This is a genomic window from Candidatus Regiella endosymbiont of Tuberolachnus salignus (assembly GCF_964020115.1).
In the GTDB taxonomy this organism is placed as follows: Bacteria; Pseudomonadota; Gammaproteobacteria; order Enterobacterales; family Enterobacteriaceae; genus Regiella; species Regiella insecticola.
Map to the genome: position 1 here is coordinate 179,391 of NZ_OZ026542.1, position 15,599 is coordinate 194,989.

Here is a 15,599-nt window from a genome sequence, read left to right on the forward strand (position 1 = left end):
GGCGTTCAAGGTTTACGAGCAATCAAGGTCGCGCGTAGTGGAGCGGGATAGCCTTCTATTGTTTTGCTGTGATCATGTGGATCAAGAAAATCGGCTAGCGATGCACTCTTTATCCAATCAGTTTTACGTTGTTCATCAAGGGTAGTGCTAACAATGTTGACAGTGTTAATGTCAATAAACCCACACTTTGCTAACCAAGACTGAAGGGCTTGAGGAGAAGGGATAAAATAAACATTACGCATCTGCGCATAACGATCTCCAGGAACCAATACATGATGCTTATCACCGGTAACAACGAGCGTCTCAAGTACCAATTCACCGCCAGAGACCAGTTGATCTTTAAGCTGATAAAGATGCTCCAATGGAGAACGGCGATGATAAAGGACTCCCATCGAAAATACGGTATCAAACGCTTTTAAAGCAGGAAGCTGTTCGGTCACAAGGGGTAACAAATGCGCCCGCTGATCGGCAGCGAGGAGTTTTCGAACCGCTTCAAATTGGCAAAAAAATAATGGCATGGGATCAATGCCGATAGCAAGCCGCACACCAGAACCAAGCATTCGCCATAAGTGATATCCATTACCACAACCGACATCCAAAACGGTTCGGCCTTCCAGTGAGCTAAGATATGGCAATATCCTCTGCCATTTCCAATCCGAGCGCCATTCAGTATCAACATTCACGCCATATAAAGAAAAAGGGCCTTTTCGCCAAGGCATTAACCCACGTAATAATTTTTTAATCTCTTCACGTTGATGATCAGAAAACCCGGGAGTGATCTCGGCATGTACTCTATGCAACAAGTCCAATCTACTCGGCGTCACCTGAGGCAGATTATCAATGATGTTAAGCCATTTTTTAATGTCATCTCGTTCTCGCTTCTGCCGCCAATGAGCGAGTTGGTGAGGTAACGTATCGAGCCAGGGATTTAAAGGACTTTCAGCGATTAATTGGTAAAAAGGATCAAATTCAATCATTGATTTTTTTTGTTTTTAAAGCGATCAATGAACCAAAATTAAAACATTGAAACCAAACGTCAGCATGTTCAAATCCTGCTTGATGCAAACGGGTTTTGTGATCTTTTATGGAATCACTCCGCAAAACATTTTCTAACATGCTACGTTTTTGACTAATCTCTAATTCGCTATAACCATTAGCACGTTTAAAATCATGATGCATATCAAATAAAAGCTCACTCACTTGAGGATCTTCAAAAGTAAATTTTTCGGATAAAACTAAAACACCACCAGGCATAAGACTTTGGTAAATAAGAGTTAATAAAGATAGGCGATCTTTAGGATTTATAAACTGTAAGGTGAGATTAAGCACTACCATCGAAGCATTTTTCAACCTGATATCCAAAATATCTTTTTCAAGCACCTCAACCCGGGTGTCGTCGCGAAAAGCATCCAAATGGTGGCGACAGCGCTCGACCATCGCCGGTGAATTATCAATAGCGATAATACTACAACCGGGAACCTGAATATTACGACGTACAGAGAGACTGACGGCACCTAAGGAACAACCCAGATCGTAAATATGGCTGTGAGGTTGAACAAAACGCCTCGCCAACATACCGATCATGGTAATGATATTGGAATAACCAGGAACTGATCGCTGAATCATATCAGGAAAAACTTCAGCGACTTTCTCATCAAATGTCCAATCCCCTAATTGAGCAATGGGCAAAGCAAATAGATTATCAGTGCGGGGCGGTGACAGGTGTTCAGACAAATTACTATTAAGAGAGTAATTAATGTTTTTCATAATGCTAATAAGTAAAAAAATGAAAGCAGCACTGTAACAGAGAACAGCTACAATTTATATCAAATTAGATAGATTTTGAGGATCAAAAAAACAACTCAATTTAAATCTGCATTTTAATACAGTAAAAACGAAGCTCTGTGTTAAACACATTATTTTCTGTAAAAATAAAAAAATGTACTTATGGCAACCTAGTTGAAAACTTTTTTCCTTTCTTAAACCAATCAGTTAACCGGCAAAAAAAGCTTTTATTTTTCTTTTTTTTCAATGCCAATTGAATTATGTTTCGTCTTCGCATTTTACTTTTTCTGTTGCTCATGATGACATTCTCCTATTCTCAATAAACTGTATCTTAGGGGAGATAAGCTCTTCAGGAATATAGCGATCAAAGCCCTCTTCTTTACAGAATTTCTTAAATTCCGGTAACGAATTTACCCTCGCTGTTCTGTATATTGCTTGCAGATAATTTTCTATTGTTCTGTTAGAACGATCTAATTTTCTTCCTATCTCTTTGGCGCTTAAAGACTGTAATGCATAAAATATAACTTTAAGTTGCTTTTTCGTAAACAATTTACTTGGCGGCTCTAATAACAAAGCTTTCGGTGACTTTAATTCGCATTCTGATGTGGTGAGTTCTTCTACATACTGTGGCAGAGAAATAAAATCCATTTTTCTCCCATACAAAACAGTTCCAACGCACTCATTTTTTTCATCATACAGCGGAAATTTTTCGTAAAGATAAGGTTCTAGTTTTTTTTCTCGATTAAAAAAATGGGTTTTAATAAGAGTGACCCTTTGCCCACTTTTGATAGTTTCCCTATCTTGTTTTTGCAGCTCTGAGGCAAACTTTGCTACCGGCGTGGGAAGCTGCTCATCACGTTTTCCCTCAATTTTAAATTTAGCAGGAATATCTAAAAAATCACGAAAGGCACGGTTAGTATAGACAAACCGTGATTCACAGTCTTTTATTCCCCAAATATCGTCGCTGCGTTCCATAATAGAAACCAGTGGGAAAGATTTTAACGAAGCTTTAACATCATTCATAGCTTTAACATCATTCATAATCAATAAACTCCATTTAGATTGAGCGCGATCTACCCTACCTGCCACGATGCAATTTGCGGCAGTACCGACTACGCAAAAATTTTGTTTGAGCAATCCACTACAGCGACATAGCGCTAACAGCGCTGAGTCACAAATTAATTTTCCCTGGCATTAGCAACTGACAACTTAATCTAAAGCGAAATGAGTTTTTTTATTATTTTTTACTTCCTAATAACTGTATATCTTTCTATAAAAAAATAATAGTTAGACTTAGGTCTAGTTTGGTACTAGACCTTTGTTGATATAATGTATGAATATTTAATCTTGTTTATAGATTTACATAATTTTAAGAAAAATAAATATATAATCCATATTGTTTGCAAAAATACACGGGATCAATAAAGGAAGGTAAATCCAAGAATAGGTGACAGTTATCGATAAAAATAAGTATTAGTGATATCATCAAACTACACTTTACCACTCGGGGTGGTATTATATTCTCATTTGAGATAATGAGAGAAAGCAGAATAATAATATTATCTATTCTATTAATATATCTAATGATAAGCATTTAAAATAAATTCACGCTGATACTTTCAAGCTAAATAAGCATACAATATATAGAAATAGAGATAACATAATGGAAATATTTGATATTAGCTATAATAAACTGTCTGATAAAAGATCAGTGTAGTCATTTTCTCTTATAAAAAATGTCTTCAAAGATCGTCTAGATTGGGCTGTTAATTGTTTTAATGGAATTTGATGAATATGACGATGCTAATACAAATATCCAGCTAGCATGTGGTGATTGGCTTAATAAGCTGCAATTCAATTCCCAGCCTTATGGCATGTTTTGCATTCAGTACCCCTAATTTTTTCACAATATTACCCATATGAAACTTTACTGTACTTAGTTTAATACCAAGAATGACTGCTATCTCTGGGTAGGTTTTCCCCATGCTGGACCAATAAAGAACACCATTTTCTATGGGAGAAAATTTCTCCTTTTTACTTTCACTGTTTTTACAAATAGCTGCATTCATCTCTTTGTAAAGAGAAATAAGTGCGTCATGTGTATTCAAAAGTAACAGCTGTAATTTATCTTTATTTTCTTCAATTTTTTTCTTAAGTGTGTTTCCTTTTTGGCCATTTATCAAGAGTGTTAATATAGCCAGGTTGTTATTGCAATCATGGAGGATAAAGGTACACCCACTAATGATGTTATATTTTTTGGCAAAACTAAACACCTCTAATGCTTTTTCTTGCAGAATTGAATTATTCAAGAAAATCAATTGTAAACTTGAACTGATTATAATCTTCTCTGTCCAGAAAAAAGGCAAAAAGCTATTTAACGCTCTAATAACGACCGGATCTGTATACTGATAACTATTTTTTTTGTATATATCAACCCATTCATCTGGGTAGTTGGATATTACACAATATTCTGCCATATTTTTCTTCTTCATTATCGCATAGGCATATATAACATCGCCATAATCCTTAAGACTATCATTTAAATAATTATTTATAACATTATTAATAATTTTATCATTAAAGAATGAGTCAGACACCTTAGTTTACCTAATAAAAATTTTCACAAGGAAGCATTATAGTTTTAATTAATTATATATCAATTTATTACACTCTTAAGTGTCGTCACCGATGCAAAACTAATCTACAGCAGGGAGAAATGTCTATTTTATGAGCTATCCATATTGATGATAAGAAAAAGAGCATAAAAAGTAGGGGGGCAAGATTAATTAAAAATAGAAATCATGTTGCTAATATACATAAGAAAACCTTATCTATCTTTATTATCGCTATATAAAAATCGTACGTTATTAAAATTGATTTAAAAATAGTCTATTTTCGGAAGTTTCAGAGTATAGTTTTCTATTAAACCATTTATATGACACCATCAATACTTTGTGGGTATTAATTATCAATTCAGCACTAGATCTTTGTTGATATAATGTATTAATGTTTAATTTTGTTTATAGATTTACATAATTTCAAGAAAAATAAATATATAATCCACTCTATCTGCAAAACTATTTGTAGTATTCTTCTTAAGAAAGGCAAATCCAATAATAGGTAATACTTATAGCTAAAAAATAAACATTAGTATTATTAATAATACAAAACTACACTTTATCACTCAGGATGGCACCCGATTTTTATTTAATATGATTAGAAAAAGTAAGATAAGAATATCATCTATCCTATTAATATATCTAATGATAAGAACTTAAAATAAGTTCACTCTAATACCTTAAAGTTAAATAAGCATACAATATATCGCAATAAAGAAAAAATGATGGAAAAAGCGCTTTGAACGTAGCTATCACGCTTTCGTTTTCAGTAAATATGCGACATAATCCCTGGCTGTATTTATCTATCGCTTCAACCCCTGAACTTGCCGCTGTCGCTATTTTATGTTCGCACACTATAGGTATTACATCCTTGCTAATCAAATAACTTGGCAGATTTTTTATTTTTGCACGAATTATTGAGATAACCCTATATCATTAATAAGGAGATAAAATGATGGAAATATTTGATGTTAGATATAATAAACTGTCCGATAAAAGATCAATGGAATTATTTTCTCTCAGAAAAAAGGTATTCAAAGACCGACTTAACTGGGCAGTAACCTGTACTGATGATATGGAATTTGATGAGTATGATAACAAAAACACCACCTATCTTTTCGGTGTTTATGGTGATGCCGTTATATGCGGCCTGCGTTTTATTGAAATGAAATATAATAATATGGTTACAGGTACGACATTCCGTCATTTTTTTAAAAAGATTAATGTTACTGAAGGGAATTGTCTTGACGCAAGTCGATTATTTATTGATAAAGCCCGAGTGAGAAAACTAAACTTAAACCTGTATCCGTTAAGTTCAATGCTTTTTTTAGCCATGATTAACTATGCCATGAATTTTTTTCATGATGGGATTTATGCGATTATAAGCCACCCAATGCTCATTATCTTCAAACGATCCGGATGGCTTATAAAGGTTGTAGAGCAAGGACTTTCAGAAAAAAAAGAAAACATATACTTAATATATATGCCTGTAGATAGAAAAAACCAACAAATATTAATTAATAATATAAATACATGTAACACTTCCATTAATTATTTTAATAATTGGCCTCTATCTTTTCCTTTGTGGAAAAAACAGGCCTAATTAATTTTAATTCAATTCCGAGTCTTATGGCATGTTTTCCGTTCATAACACCCAATTTTTTCACAATATTTGCCATATGAAATTTTACCGTGCATGGTCTAATACCAAGAATGATAGCTATTTCTTGGTATGTTTTTCCTACACTTGACCAGTAAAGAATTTCATTTTCTCTCCGAGAAAATATTTCTTCAGTTTCTTTTTTCCTATGGTATTTGATACCCATGTTTCTGTACAGAGACATGGTTTTATCATGTACTGTAATAAGTAATGATTGAAGTTTATCTTTATTGTATTCTATTAATTTATTAATATCATTAATATCATTAATATAACTCTTATCTATCATAATCGATAACAAAGCGAGATTATTTTTATTATCATGAACGACGAATGTATACCCATTAGTGATATTGTACGAACTAACTATATTGAAAATTTTAGGAAGCTTAAGGTCTGAGTTAATCATGATATTCTCATCCCAGGGAAAGGATGTAATCCTATTAAGTGCCGTGATAATAACAGGATCAATATGTTGATAACGATCTCTAATATAAATTTTAAACCAATCTGGACGATTAGAAATTACACTCATCTCTGTTGTATTTTTTTTGTTCATTATGGCATAAGCGTATTTTATATCTCCATAGCTCTCGAATTCCTTATCTAAATCATCTTTTATTAAATTATTAATCGTTTCATTATCAAACAACACTGAATCTTCCTTCAAAAAATTGATCTTCTAATTGTGTGTTATATACTGGATTCGATACATCCATCTCGGTCATATGCTCAAACATATTCAAGTAAATATTACCAGAAAATGGGTGCGCATCAGATATTATCTTGCCCCCATCATGATTTATTTTATCTGTGCAGATAATACTCAGTATCCCAATATATGTTGAAAGCGCCACAATTAAGTGTAGAGCTGGAATAAATGATTACTGAAATAAACATGTTAGCAAGGCAGGGCTTAAAAAGCATGGTGAAAGTAGACTCCCCGGGTGAGACGGTCAAAAAAATAACCATCTAACACCGCTATTGTCTGTGTTCTCTTAGAGCCTATTCGAAATGTTCTTTGAGCTACGCTAAAACGAGAAAAAAATAGGCGAAAAAGCACAATTATTTTTTTGTACAAAATAAGGGAGTAAATGAGCATTTTGAGCTCGTTTTTGACGAATTATCAGCGAGAATAAGAGCTTCAGAATAGATTATAAGAATGAATATTTTTATCTGCTTATTTAATTTTTTCTGCTGACGAATTAAATATGACCTTCCGGTTTGTACTCGTCGCTTTGGTGGTTGAAAAAGAGATTTTTTTAACCACCAAAGCAACGGGTCTACATTCATCATGAGCGATAGCCAATAATGATGCAACTGTCCTTTCCCAATCTTCAGTACATTCTCCTAATATTTTATAGGGAATGTGTAATTGTTGTAACAACGGAATAGGCGCTATTCTTAGCTCATCATGTTGATGATATTTATTATGAGGCGTATTTTTTTCAATATCAGTTTCATTTTGCCAACCGACAATCAGTAATAAAGGTATGCCATAGACTTCAGGTTTAGCAGCAGAGTAAAAAGGATTAACAACAGTGTAAAGTCCTGAATTTTTCAGATAAACAGCAGGTATATAACCCGTTGCTAAATAACTACCAATAGCTACTCCTATCGCTGCTTTATCATCGCAAGCAGTTTGATAGATTATTTCATTAGAGTAATCGGCAACAGTAAAAAAGAATTCATTTAACAATGGATCAGAAACACAACTATAAAAATTTACATTGTGCCGCGCTAGAATGCGTAAAAAACAATCAGCATCTATCATGACGTCTCCCACTCAAAAAGACTATACCCTTTGCCTTTCAAGTTACAGCGGCGTTGGCAGCGATCACCCACCCCAGTCATGTACTATTTGTACACTTCTGGGATTCGATTGATTGCCGCCTTGCCGTAACTCGAAATTCATTGGGTATATGATATTATTTTTAAATATCGTTAAAATAAATTATATCTCGAAGCACAGCATTACCTTTGTCTATTAATGACCAACAGCGATTTATTTTAAGATCAACAAAACTTAAATAGCAATGATTAAATTTTATCACTCACAGGCATTTTGAAAATTTACGCGCTTGAGGTAGGAAGTCTGCTAAGTATATTGAATATTATGTCACTAAAAATAATAAAGACCCATCAGGGTCTTTATTATTTAATACCATTAATCAATAGTCATTAAATTTGCATTGCCTCCTGCCGCCGCAGTATTAATACTTACCGTATGTTCAATCAACAAGCGTTCCAGAAAGATAGCGGTTTCACCTGGAGCAAAGCCTTGTACAGAAATAATGGAGCCATCACGTTGTGAAATTTGCTGACAGAGTGTCCGTAATTTTTCAATATCACCATGAAAAATAACAGCATCAAAAAGAATGTTACTGCTTTGCCAATCAGCACTGAAACGAATACAAGATTGCACCAGCGCAGGGAGTTTACGAAAAAGATCTTTTTGTAAACTACCGTCTAGCCATAGTACTTGACTGCCCACGGCCAATACCGCCGACAGTTGAATCAAAATATCTTCTTGGTTGTTTGCTATGCAAAGCACTCTCTCACGAGGCAATAAAGTATAGGTATTACGCTCACCGGTTGGCCCTACTAACTGATGTACAGTGCCCCCCTGCGCTAATTCAGCGTAACCTTGAGCAGGCTTAAGCAAAGCTTCATGTTCTGTTGTCAAAAATTGCATTAAGGCACTATGTGCCGCCAATAAAGATTCGCGTCCATTCACTTCTGGTGCTTGCTGGTTATTTTGACGAGTTAAGGCTGTTAACAGAGCATTTTCCGGACGTTGAGATAATAAGCGATATAAATAAAGTGGCCCGCCGGCTTTCGGCCCAGTACCGGATAAACCTTCGCCGCCAAATGGTTGTACCCCAACGACTGCACCCACCATATTTCGATTAACATATATATTACCGACTTTAGCACGTTCCGTTATTCGTGAAACCGTTTCATCAACTCGAGTGTGGACGCCTAAAGTTAACCCATAACCTGTCGCATTAATTTTATCGACCAATGTATCAAGATCTTGCTGTTGAAAACGAACCACATGCAATACGGGGCCAAAAATTTCTTGTTGCAGCTCATCAAAACTCGCCAATTCTATTAGTGTTGGCTGAATAAAAGTCCCTCGCTGCCATTCTTTTTCATCTAAAATATTAGATCGTGCTGCCTGATATACTTTACGCCCCTTGACACGCATAGCCTGGATATAACCTTCAATCCCCGCTTGTGCTTCGCGAGTGATGACAGGACCAATATCGGTTGATAAACGCTCGGGATTACCCATCCGGCATTCAGCCATTGCGCCTCGCAACATCCGTAGCGTATGTTCAGCAACCTCTTCTTGAATACACAAGATGCGCAGAGCAGAACAACGCTGGCCGGCACTGTCGAATGCAGATTCGATTACATCAGTAACCACTTGCTCTGTTAATGCTGAAGCGTCAACGATCATCGCATTTAGACCGCCGGTTTCAGCAATTAATGGTGTTGTTCGACCTTGTGAATCTAAACGACCGGCGATATTACGTTGAAGCAAGCTGGCCACTTTGGTTGAACCGGTGAACATCACACCTCGCACGCGTGGATCATTGATTAGCCATGTTCCTACTTTTTCACCTTTACCGGGTAATAGTTGCAATGCATTTTGTGGAATACCGGCTTCCAACAAAATATTGATGGCTTGTGCTGCTATTAACGGTGTCGGTTCCGCAGGCTTTGCTAGTACTGAATTACCGGCCGCCAGCGCAGCGGCAATTTGTCCGGTGAAAATGGCAAGCGGAAAATTCCACGGGCTGATACAGACTACAGAGCCGAGCGGACAATAGGTCGGATTACCCTGTTCATCTTTGCTATCAAAATCATATCGTATCAGGTTGGCGTAATAACGCAGAAAATCGACAGCTTCACGCACTTCAGCAATAGCATTATTGAAGGTTTTACCGGCTTCACGCACCAAAATGCCTATCAAATTTTGCATTTGATTTTCCATCAATTCAGCCGCTTTGATCAAAATAATGGCACGCTCACTCGCAGGGGTATTGAACCAAATTGAGCCTGGACCGGCGGCGGCATCTAAGGCACGGCTAACTTCTTCTTGACTCGCTTGACGTTCATAGCCAATCACATCGCTCGGCTCTGCAGGATTGATAATCGGTTTTTCAAGGCATTGATCGAGGTTTTGATCGAGTTCAGTGGCAATCATAGGTTGTACATGCCATAGTTTGCTGCCACTGATTAATAAGGCAGCGGAAAGCGAAGCCAGTCGCTGTTCATTTGACAGATCCAACCCCCGAGAATTGAGCCGCTCCTGACCATATAAATTTCTTGGCAAAGGAATTTTAGGATGAGGTAAACCTAATCGACCCTCTGATGCAGCCATGATTTCTACCTCTTTAACCGGATCAGCAATCAGATCGTCAAGTGGCAGTGTGGTATCAGCAATCCGATTCACAAAGGAGGTATTGGCTCCGTTTTCTAACAAACGTCTCACCAAATAAGCCAATAAGGTTTCATGGGTTCCCACCGGCGCATACACCCGACAAGGGCGATTAAGTTTACCTTCAGCAATTTGCCCGACCACTTGTTCATACAGCGGTTCGCCCATACCGTGCAAACACTGAAATTCATACTGACCAGAATAGTAATTTTGCCCTGCTAAATGATAAACAGCCGCCAGCGTATGCGCATTATGGGTAGCAAATTGGGGATAAATCAAACTCGGTTCAGCCAGTAATTTGCGGGCACAGGCTAGATAAGCAACATCGGTATAAACCTTACGGGTATAAACCGGATAACCTTCTAAACCATCTATCTGCGCACGTTTAATTTCACTGTCCCAATAAGCACCTTTAACCAGACGGATCATCAAACGACGATGGCTACGGCGCGCCATATCGATCACGGTATCAATAACAAACGGACAGCGTTTTTGATAGGCTTGGATGACGAAACCAATGCCATTCCAGCACGCCAATTGTGGTTCAAAACACAGTCTTTCCAACAAATCGAGGGAAATTTCTAAACGATCGGCTTCTTCGGCATCAATATTAATCCCAATATCATACTGCTTAGCTTGCAATGTTAATGATAATAAGCGTGGATAAAGTTCATCCATCACACGTTCATATTGAGCACGGCTATAACGTGGATGCAAAGCCGAAAGTTTAATCGAAATCCCTGGGCCTTCGTAAATCCCACGGCCATCAGACGCTTTACCAATGGCATGAATGGCTTTTTGATAAGAATCAAAATAGGCTGAGGCATCTGATTCAGTTAATGCGGCTTCTCCTAACATATCGTAGGAGTAACGGAAACCTTTATCTTCTAATTTTCGGGCATTGGCTAAAGCTTCAGCGATTGTCTCTCCGGTAACAAATTGCTGTCCCATGAAACGCATAGCCCTATCTACCGCTTTACGAATTAATGGTTTCCCTCCTTTATTGATGACAAGATTTAAGAAATTGGAAAGCTGATTTTTTTCATCTATAGAAACAACACGACCGGTGAGCAGTAAACCCCAAGTGGCGGCATTAACAAATAAAGAAGGGCTGTGCCCAAGATGGGATTGCCAATTTCCTTTGCCGATTTTGTCACGAATCAATGCATCACGCGTCTCTTTATCTGGAATGCGTAATAGCGCTTCAGCCAAACACATCAAGGCGACGCCTTCTTCAGAAGAGAGTGAAAACTCTTGTAATAAGCTTTGTACAATACCGGCTCGACCGTTAGTGCTTTTTTTGTTACGTAACTTTTCAGCAATACGATAAGCCAATTTATGGGTTGCTTGCGCTAGATCAGTAGGTAGGCGTGCTTGCTCTAGCAGCATTGGAATGGTTTCACTTTCGGGACGGCGATAAGCTGCAGTAATGTCAACACGTTTATCTGATTGTATTAAAACCTGTTCTGAGAAATCCAAAAATGGTTGATAGGCAGAGATCAATTCGGTAGGCATACTATCCTGCGCGTCGTCAGGATGGCAATCATTGAGTCCTTCATCAGGCATCATTATTGTTGTATTATTTTCTAAATGAGTCAGGTAATTAGAAATCGCTTGTTTAATTAACCAATGTGGTGTCCGATTAATATTCTGTGCTGCCTTTTCAATTTTATCGCGAGTAACTTCGTCAAATCTCACCTCCATTTTTGTACTACCCATACCATTCAGCTCCTCTATATTATTCTGGAAATCGGGAAATGATAGTTTTTTATGGCATTAATATCCAGCTTGTTGCTATTTCGCACGACCGCTTATATACCCTTCGTCTTTGTGTTGGCTGCGGGTATTCGTCTTCATGGTATGTCTACGCTTATCGGTCGGTCGCCCTGGCAGCCTAGCGGCAACTTCAAAGGCGAAGGATATAGCCTATCGAAATCTCTTATACTCGCTAATATTTTAGACTGCTTGCATAACCTACTGTGTGGTGTGAATTTCTGCGTTGCGCGGTGCTCGCAATCCTCATGTACTCGTATGAGCACTAGGGTTGCTGTGCACCGGGCGCCTTGACTCTCTCCCCTCTCCCTCGCTACAGTTTTGCAAGCAGTCTTTTGCCAAAAACGAGCTTAAAATGCTCATTTACGTTCTTGTTTTTGTAAAAAAAGCCACTGCGCTTTTTCGCCCATTTTTTCCTCGTATTCGCTTCTCTAAAGAAGATTTCTAATAGGCTCTTACACAAGACAAATGGAGAACTGTGAAATAAGTCAGATTTTTCACATATTAAACCAGTATTTATAGTATTTTAGTACTATAGTCATGCCTATCATAATTTTAAACTATAAGGTTTATGGTCGATTTATCTATAGTGGAACTCACTCTATGGTGAAATATTAACACTATCATGGGAGATACATGTAATTAAAACAGGTTACTTTATAAGTATTCATTAACTATTTAATTATTAAAATAAATAAAATAAATGATATATTAATTTTAATAATTTATGTGAGGTCAAATACCCTTTTTCGGCCAAACACAAAAAATCAGCATAACGCCGACAATACGCGGGATGTAAAAATAGACAATACCCAATGAATTTCGAGTTACGGCAAGACGGCCAGGGGGTGAGACCGATGAGCGTAGACATACTACGTGATTCGGCGAGCACCTGCAGACAACAAAGCCGTAACTTGAAAGGCGAAGGGTAAAGACGCATTTATGGAGACGTTGTAATGACGACAAATACGCCGATGCTGGTGACATTTGCAATTTATATTTTTGTAATGATTTTCATTGGGTTAATCGCTTACAGGGCAACAAATAATTTTGATGATTATATTTTAGGTGGCCGTAGTCTGGGGAGTGTGGTCACGGCATTATCCGCGGGCGCTTCAGACATGAGCGGTTGGTTATTAATGGGATTACCCGGCGCCGTTTTTATCTACGGCATTTCAGAAAGTTGGATCGCTATCGGATTAGTGATAGGCGCTTATCTCAATTGGAAATTAGTTGCTGGGCGTTTACGCGTTCATACCGAGGCAAACAATAATGCGTTAACCTTGCCTGACTATTTTACCAGTCGATTTGCAGATAAAAGCAAATTATTGCGCATTATATCTGCGTTAGTGATCTTGGTCTTTTTTACTATTTATTCTTCTTCCGGTATCGTTGCTGGTGCAACATTATTCAACAGTTTATTTGACATCAGTTATCAAAATGCACTCTGGATAGGGGCAGCTGCTACCATTATTTACACTCTAATCGGGGGTTTCTTAGCGGCAAGTTGGACAGACACAGTACAGGCTACGCTAATTATTTTTGCGTTGCTTTTAACACCCGTTATGGTCATTTTATCTGTCGGTGGAATTGATAGCGCAATCATGGTGATTGAAGCTAAAAATATAGCCAACGTTGATATGTTTAGCCGATTAGATTTCATCGCCGTTATCTCTTTATTAGGATGGGGCTTAGGCTATTTCGGTCAACCCCACATTTTAGCTCGATTTATGGCCGCAGACTCTCATCATACCATCCGTAATGCACGGCGTATTAGTATGACCTGGATGATTCTTTGTCTGACAGGAACGATCGCTATCGGCTTTTTCGGAATCGCGTATTTTGAAAATCATCCTGAGCTGGCAGGCTCGGTGTCAAAAAATGGGGAACAAGTCTTTATTGAATTAGCCAAATTAATTTTTAATCCCTGGGTTGCGGGAGTTGTCTTGTCGGCGATTCTTGCTGCTGTGATGAGTTCGCTGAGCTGTCAGTTGCTTGTTTGTTCCAGTGCGATAACTGAAGATCTGTATAAAGCTTTTTTACGTAAAAAAGCGAGCCAAAAAGAATTGGTATGGGTCGGCCGTTCCATGGTATTGATAATATCATTGGTTGCTATCGCTTTGGCCGCCGATCCCAATAACCGAGTGCTCAGCCTTGTTAGTTATGCGTGGGCAGGTTTTGGAGCCGCATTCGGGCCGGTAATATTGATCTCGGTTGTTTGGTCAAAAATGACACGTAATGCCGCACTCGTTGGTATGATCGTGGGAGCGGTAACCGTAATAATTTGGAAGCAATTTGCTTGGTTAGGTTTATATGAGATTATCCCTGGGTTTTTATTTGCCAGTATTTCTATTTTTGTCGTCAGCCTAATGGATTCCGCGCCTAGTCAAGTTATTACCGATCGCTTCCATAAAGCAGAATTAAAATTTAAGTCCGTTTGTCCGTCTGATTAAATATTTTCATGTCTCCTGTTGATACAGGAGACTATACTCAATGAATTTCGAGTTACGGCAAGGCAGCAATCAATCGAATCCCAGAAGTGTATCCCCTTCGTCTTTGAAGTTGCCTTCGGCGGCCAGGGCGACCGACCGATGAGCGTAGACATACCATGAGGCGAGAGCTGGCAGCCAACAACGCGGCAACCTCAAAGGCAAAGGATATAAATATGTCTCTCAACCCTGCCATAGGGATAGTTCCCGCTCAACTCACCCATATATTGAACGAGATAATATTAGCTGCCGGATTAAAAATAACCTTAAAACCTTGCAGAGAAGTCGAGAGCGCAGAGTATGGGGCATGTCGATTAGATATTGAGGGCAAAACAGTTTTATTTCGAGTGGCGAATACCACCCCAACAAAGATAGGCCAATTTGTTACTGTCTGGCAACGCCAAGCTTCGGAGGGAGAAATTGCCCCTTTTGATTATCATGATCCCATCGATTTTATTATGGTGTACGTTTTTGAACATCAACATTGTGGCCTATTTATTTTTAACAAGGACATTCTTGCCCAAAAAAATGTTATTTCAATGCGCGGGAAGGGCGGTAAAAGAGGTATTCGAGTTTATGCCCCCTGGATATCAACTATAGCTAAACAGGCTATTGCAACCCAAAAATGGCAACGTGAATATTTTATCTCCGCAAATAGTATAAACGGTACAAATAAGCATCATATTCTAGACATTGAGCGAGTTCATAGGCTTTTTGGCATAACTTAGCTAGAGATTGTTAAAATGATTTATCCTTATCGTTAACTAAGCTATGAGATTATTGATATCAAACGAGATCACTGTTAAGTCGATAAGCAGCAATCC

11 protein-coding genes are annotated in these 15,599 nt (G+C 37.9%); 4 read left to right on the forward strand and 7 right to left on the reverse strand.

What is annotated here, in order from left to right; all coding sequences use genetic code 11:
- Positions 1-5: 5 nt before the first annotated feature.
- From cmoB to AACL30_RS00925, 3 genes are all read right to left on the reverse strand, one after another.
- Positions 6-977, reverse strand: a complete 972-nt coding sequence (gene cmoB / locus AACL30_RS00915) for a tRNA 5-methoxyuridine(34)/uridine 5-oxyacetic acid(34) synthase CmoB (protein WP_339057492.1) — start codon at positions 975-977, stop codon at positions 6-8.
- Positions 970-1,767: a carboxy-S-adenosyl-L-methionine synthase CmoA gene (cmoA, locus tag AACL30_RS00920; RefSeq protein WP_339057493.1), complete on the reverse strand. Its 798-nt coding sequence runs from the start codon at positions 1,765-1,767 to the stop codon at positions 970-972. The genes cmoB and cmoA overlap by 8 nt, the downstream gene beginning before the upstream one ends.
- Before the next feature lie 312 nt (positions 1,768-2,079).
- Positions 2,080-2,826 (reverse strand): helix-turn-helix transcriptional regulator, encoded by a 747-nt coding sequence (locus AACL30_RS00925; RefSeq protein ID WP_339057494.1) that lies wholly within the window; start codon positions 2,824-2,826, stop codon positions 2,080-2,082.
- Positions 2,827-3,514: 688 nt separating this feature from the next.
- Here AACL30_RS00925 and AACL30_RS00930 point away from each other — a divergent pair.
- Entirely contained in the window at positions 3,515-3,574 is a 60-nt protein-coding gene (locus AACL30_RS00930) for a hypothetical protein (protein ID WP_339058369.1), read from the forward strand.
- A gap of 31 nt (positions 3,575-3,605) precedes the next feature.
- On the opposite strand, the gene AACL30_RS00935 is transcribed toward AACL30_RS00930, so the two are convergent.
- Complete coding sequence (locus AACL30_RS00935; RefSeq protein WP_339057495.1) at positions 3,606-4,382, reverse strand: LuxR family transcriptional regulator; 777 nt, start codon at positions 4,380-4,382, stop codon at positions 3,606-3,608.
- Between the two features lie 973 nt (positions 4,383-5,355).
- On the opposite strand from AACL30_RS00935, the gene AACL30_RS00940 reads away from it, so the two are divergent.
- Positions 5,356-6,006, forward strand: coding sequence for an acyl-homoserine-lactone synthase (locus AACL30_RS00940; protein ID WP_339057496.1), 651 nt, complete (start codon positions 5,356-5,358; stop codon positions 6,004-6,006).
- Here AACL30_RS00940 and AACL30_RS00945 read toward each other — a convergent pair.
- The 3 genes from AACL30_RS00945 to putA all read right to left on the reverse strand — a co-directional run bounded on the left by AACL30_RS00945 (position 5,960) and on the right by putA (position 12,232).
- Positions 5,960-6,718, reverse strand: coding sequence for a LuxR family transcriptional regulator (locus tag AACL30_RS00945; protein WP_339057497.1), 759 nt, complete (start codon positions 6,716-6,718; stop codon positions 5,960-5,962). The genes AACL30_RS00940 and AACL30_RS00945 overlap by 47 nt on opposite strands.
- A gap of 525 nt (positions 6,719-7,243) precedes the next feature.
- A complete protein-coding gene (locus tag AACL30_RS00950) occupies positions 7,244-7,837 on the reverse strand; it encodes a thiamine pyrophosphate-binding protein (RefSeq protein ID WP_339057498.1) in 594 nt (197 codons plus the stop codon).
- A 393-nt stretch (positions 7,838-8,230) separates the two neighbouring features.
- A complete protein-coding gene (gene putA, locus AACL30_RS00955) occupies positions 8,231-12,232 on the reverse strand; it encodes a trifunctional transcriptional regulator/proline dehydrogenase/L-glutamate gamma-semialdehyde dehydrogenase (protein ID WP_339057499.1) in 4,002 nt (1,333 codons plus the stop codon).
- A gap of 1,010 nt (positions 12,233-13,242) precedes the next feature.
- On the opposite strand from putA, the gene putP reads away from it, so the two are divergent.
- Both putP and AACL30_RS00965 read left to right on the forward strand, forming a co-directional pair.
- Positions 13,243-14,739: a sodium/proline symporter PutP gene (putP, locus tag AACL30_RS00960; RefSeq protein ID WP_339057500.1), complete on the forward strand. Its 1,497-nt coding sequence runs from the start codon at positions 13,243-13,245 to the stop codon at positions 14,737-14,739.
- A 212-nt stretch (positions 14,740-14,951) separates the two neighbouring features.
- Positions 14,952-15,503, forward strand: coding sequence for a MepB family protein (locus tag AACL30_RS00965; protein ID WP_339057501.1), 552 nt, complete (start codon positions 14,952-14,954; stop codon positions 15,501-15,503).
- Positions 15,504-15,599 lie beyond the last annotated feature (96 nt).

What these genes read in the sequence shown, in the direction of transcription:
- AACL30_RS00965 (WP_339057501.1), top strand. Translation starts at nt 14,952, where the DNA reads ATGTCTCTCAACCCTGCCATAGGGATAGTTCCCGCTCAACTCACCCAT.
- AACL30_RS00950 (WP_339057498.1), bottom strand. Translation starts at nt 7,837, where the DNA reads ATGATAGATGCTGATTGTTTTTTACGCATTCTAGCGCGGCACAATGTA.
- cmoA (WP_339057493.1), bottom strand. Translation starts at nt 1,767, where the DNA reads ATGAAAAACATTAATTACTCTCTTAATAGTAATTTGTCTGAACACCTG.
- AACL30_RS00940 (WP_339057496.1), top strand. Translation starts at nt 5,356, where the DNA reads ATGATGGAAATATTTGATGTTAGATATAATAAACTGTCCGATAAAAGA.
- cmoB (WP_339057492.1), bottom strand. Translation starts at nt 977, where the DNA reads ATGATTGAATTTGATCCTTTTTACCAATTAATCGCTGAAAGTCCTTTA.
- putA (WP_339057499.1), bottom strand. Translation starts at nt 12,232, where the DNA reads ATGGGTAGTACAAAAATGGAGGTGAGATTTGACGAAGTTACTCGCGAT.
- AACL30_RS00925 (WP_339057494.1), bottom strand. Translation starts at nt 2,826, where the DNA reads ATGAATGATGTTAAAGCTATGAATGATGTTAAAGCTTCGTTAAAATCT.
- putP (WP_339057500.1), top strand. Translation starts at nt 13,243, where the DNA reads ATGACGACAAATACGCCGATGCTGGTGACATTTGCAATTTATATTTTT.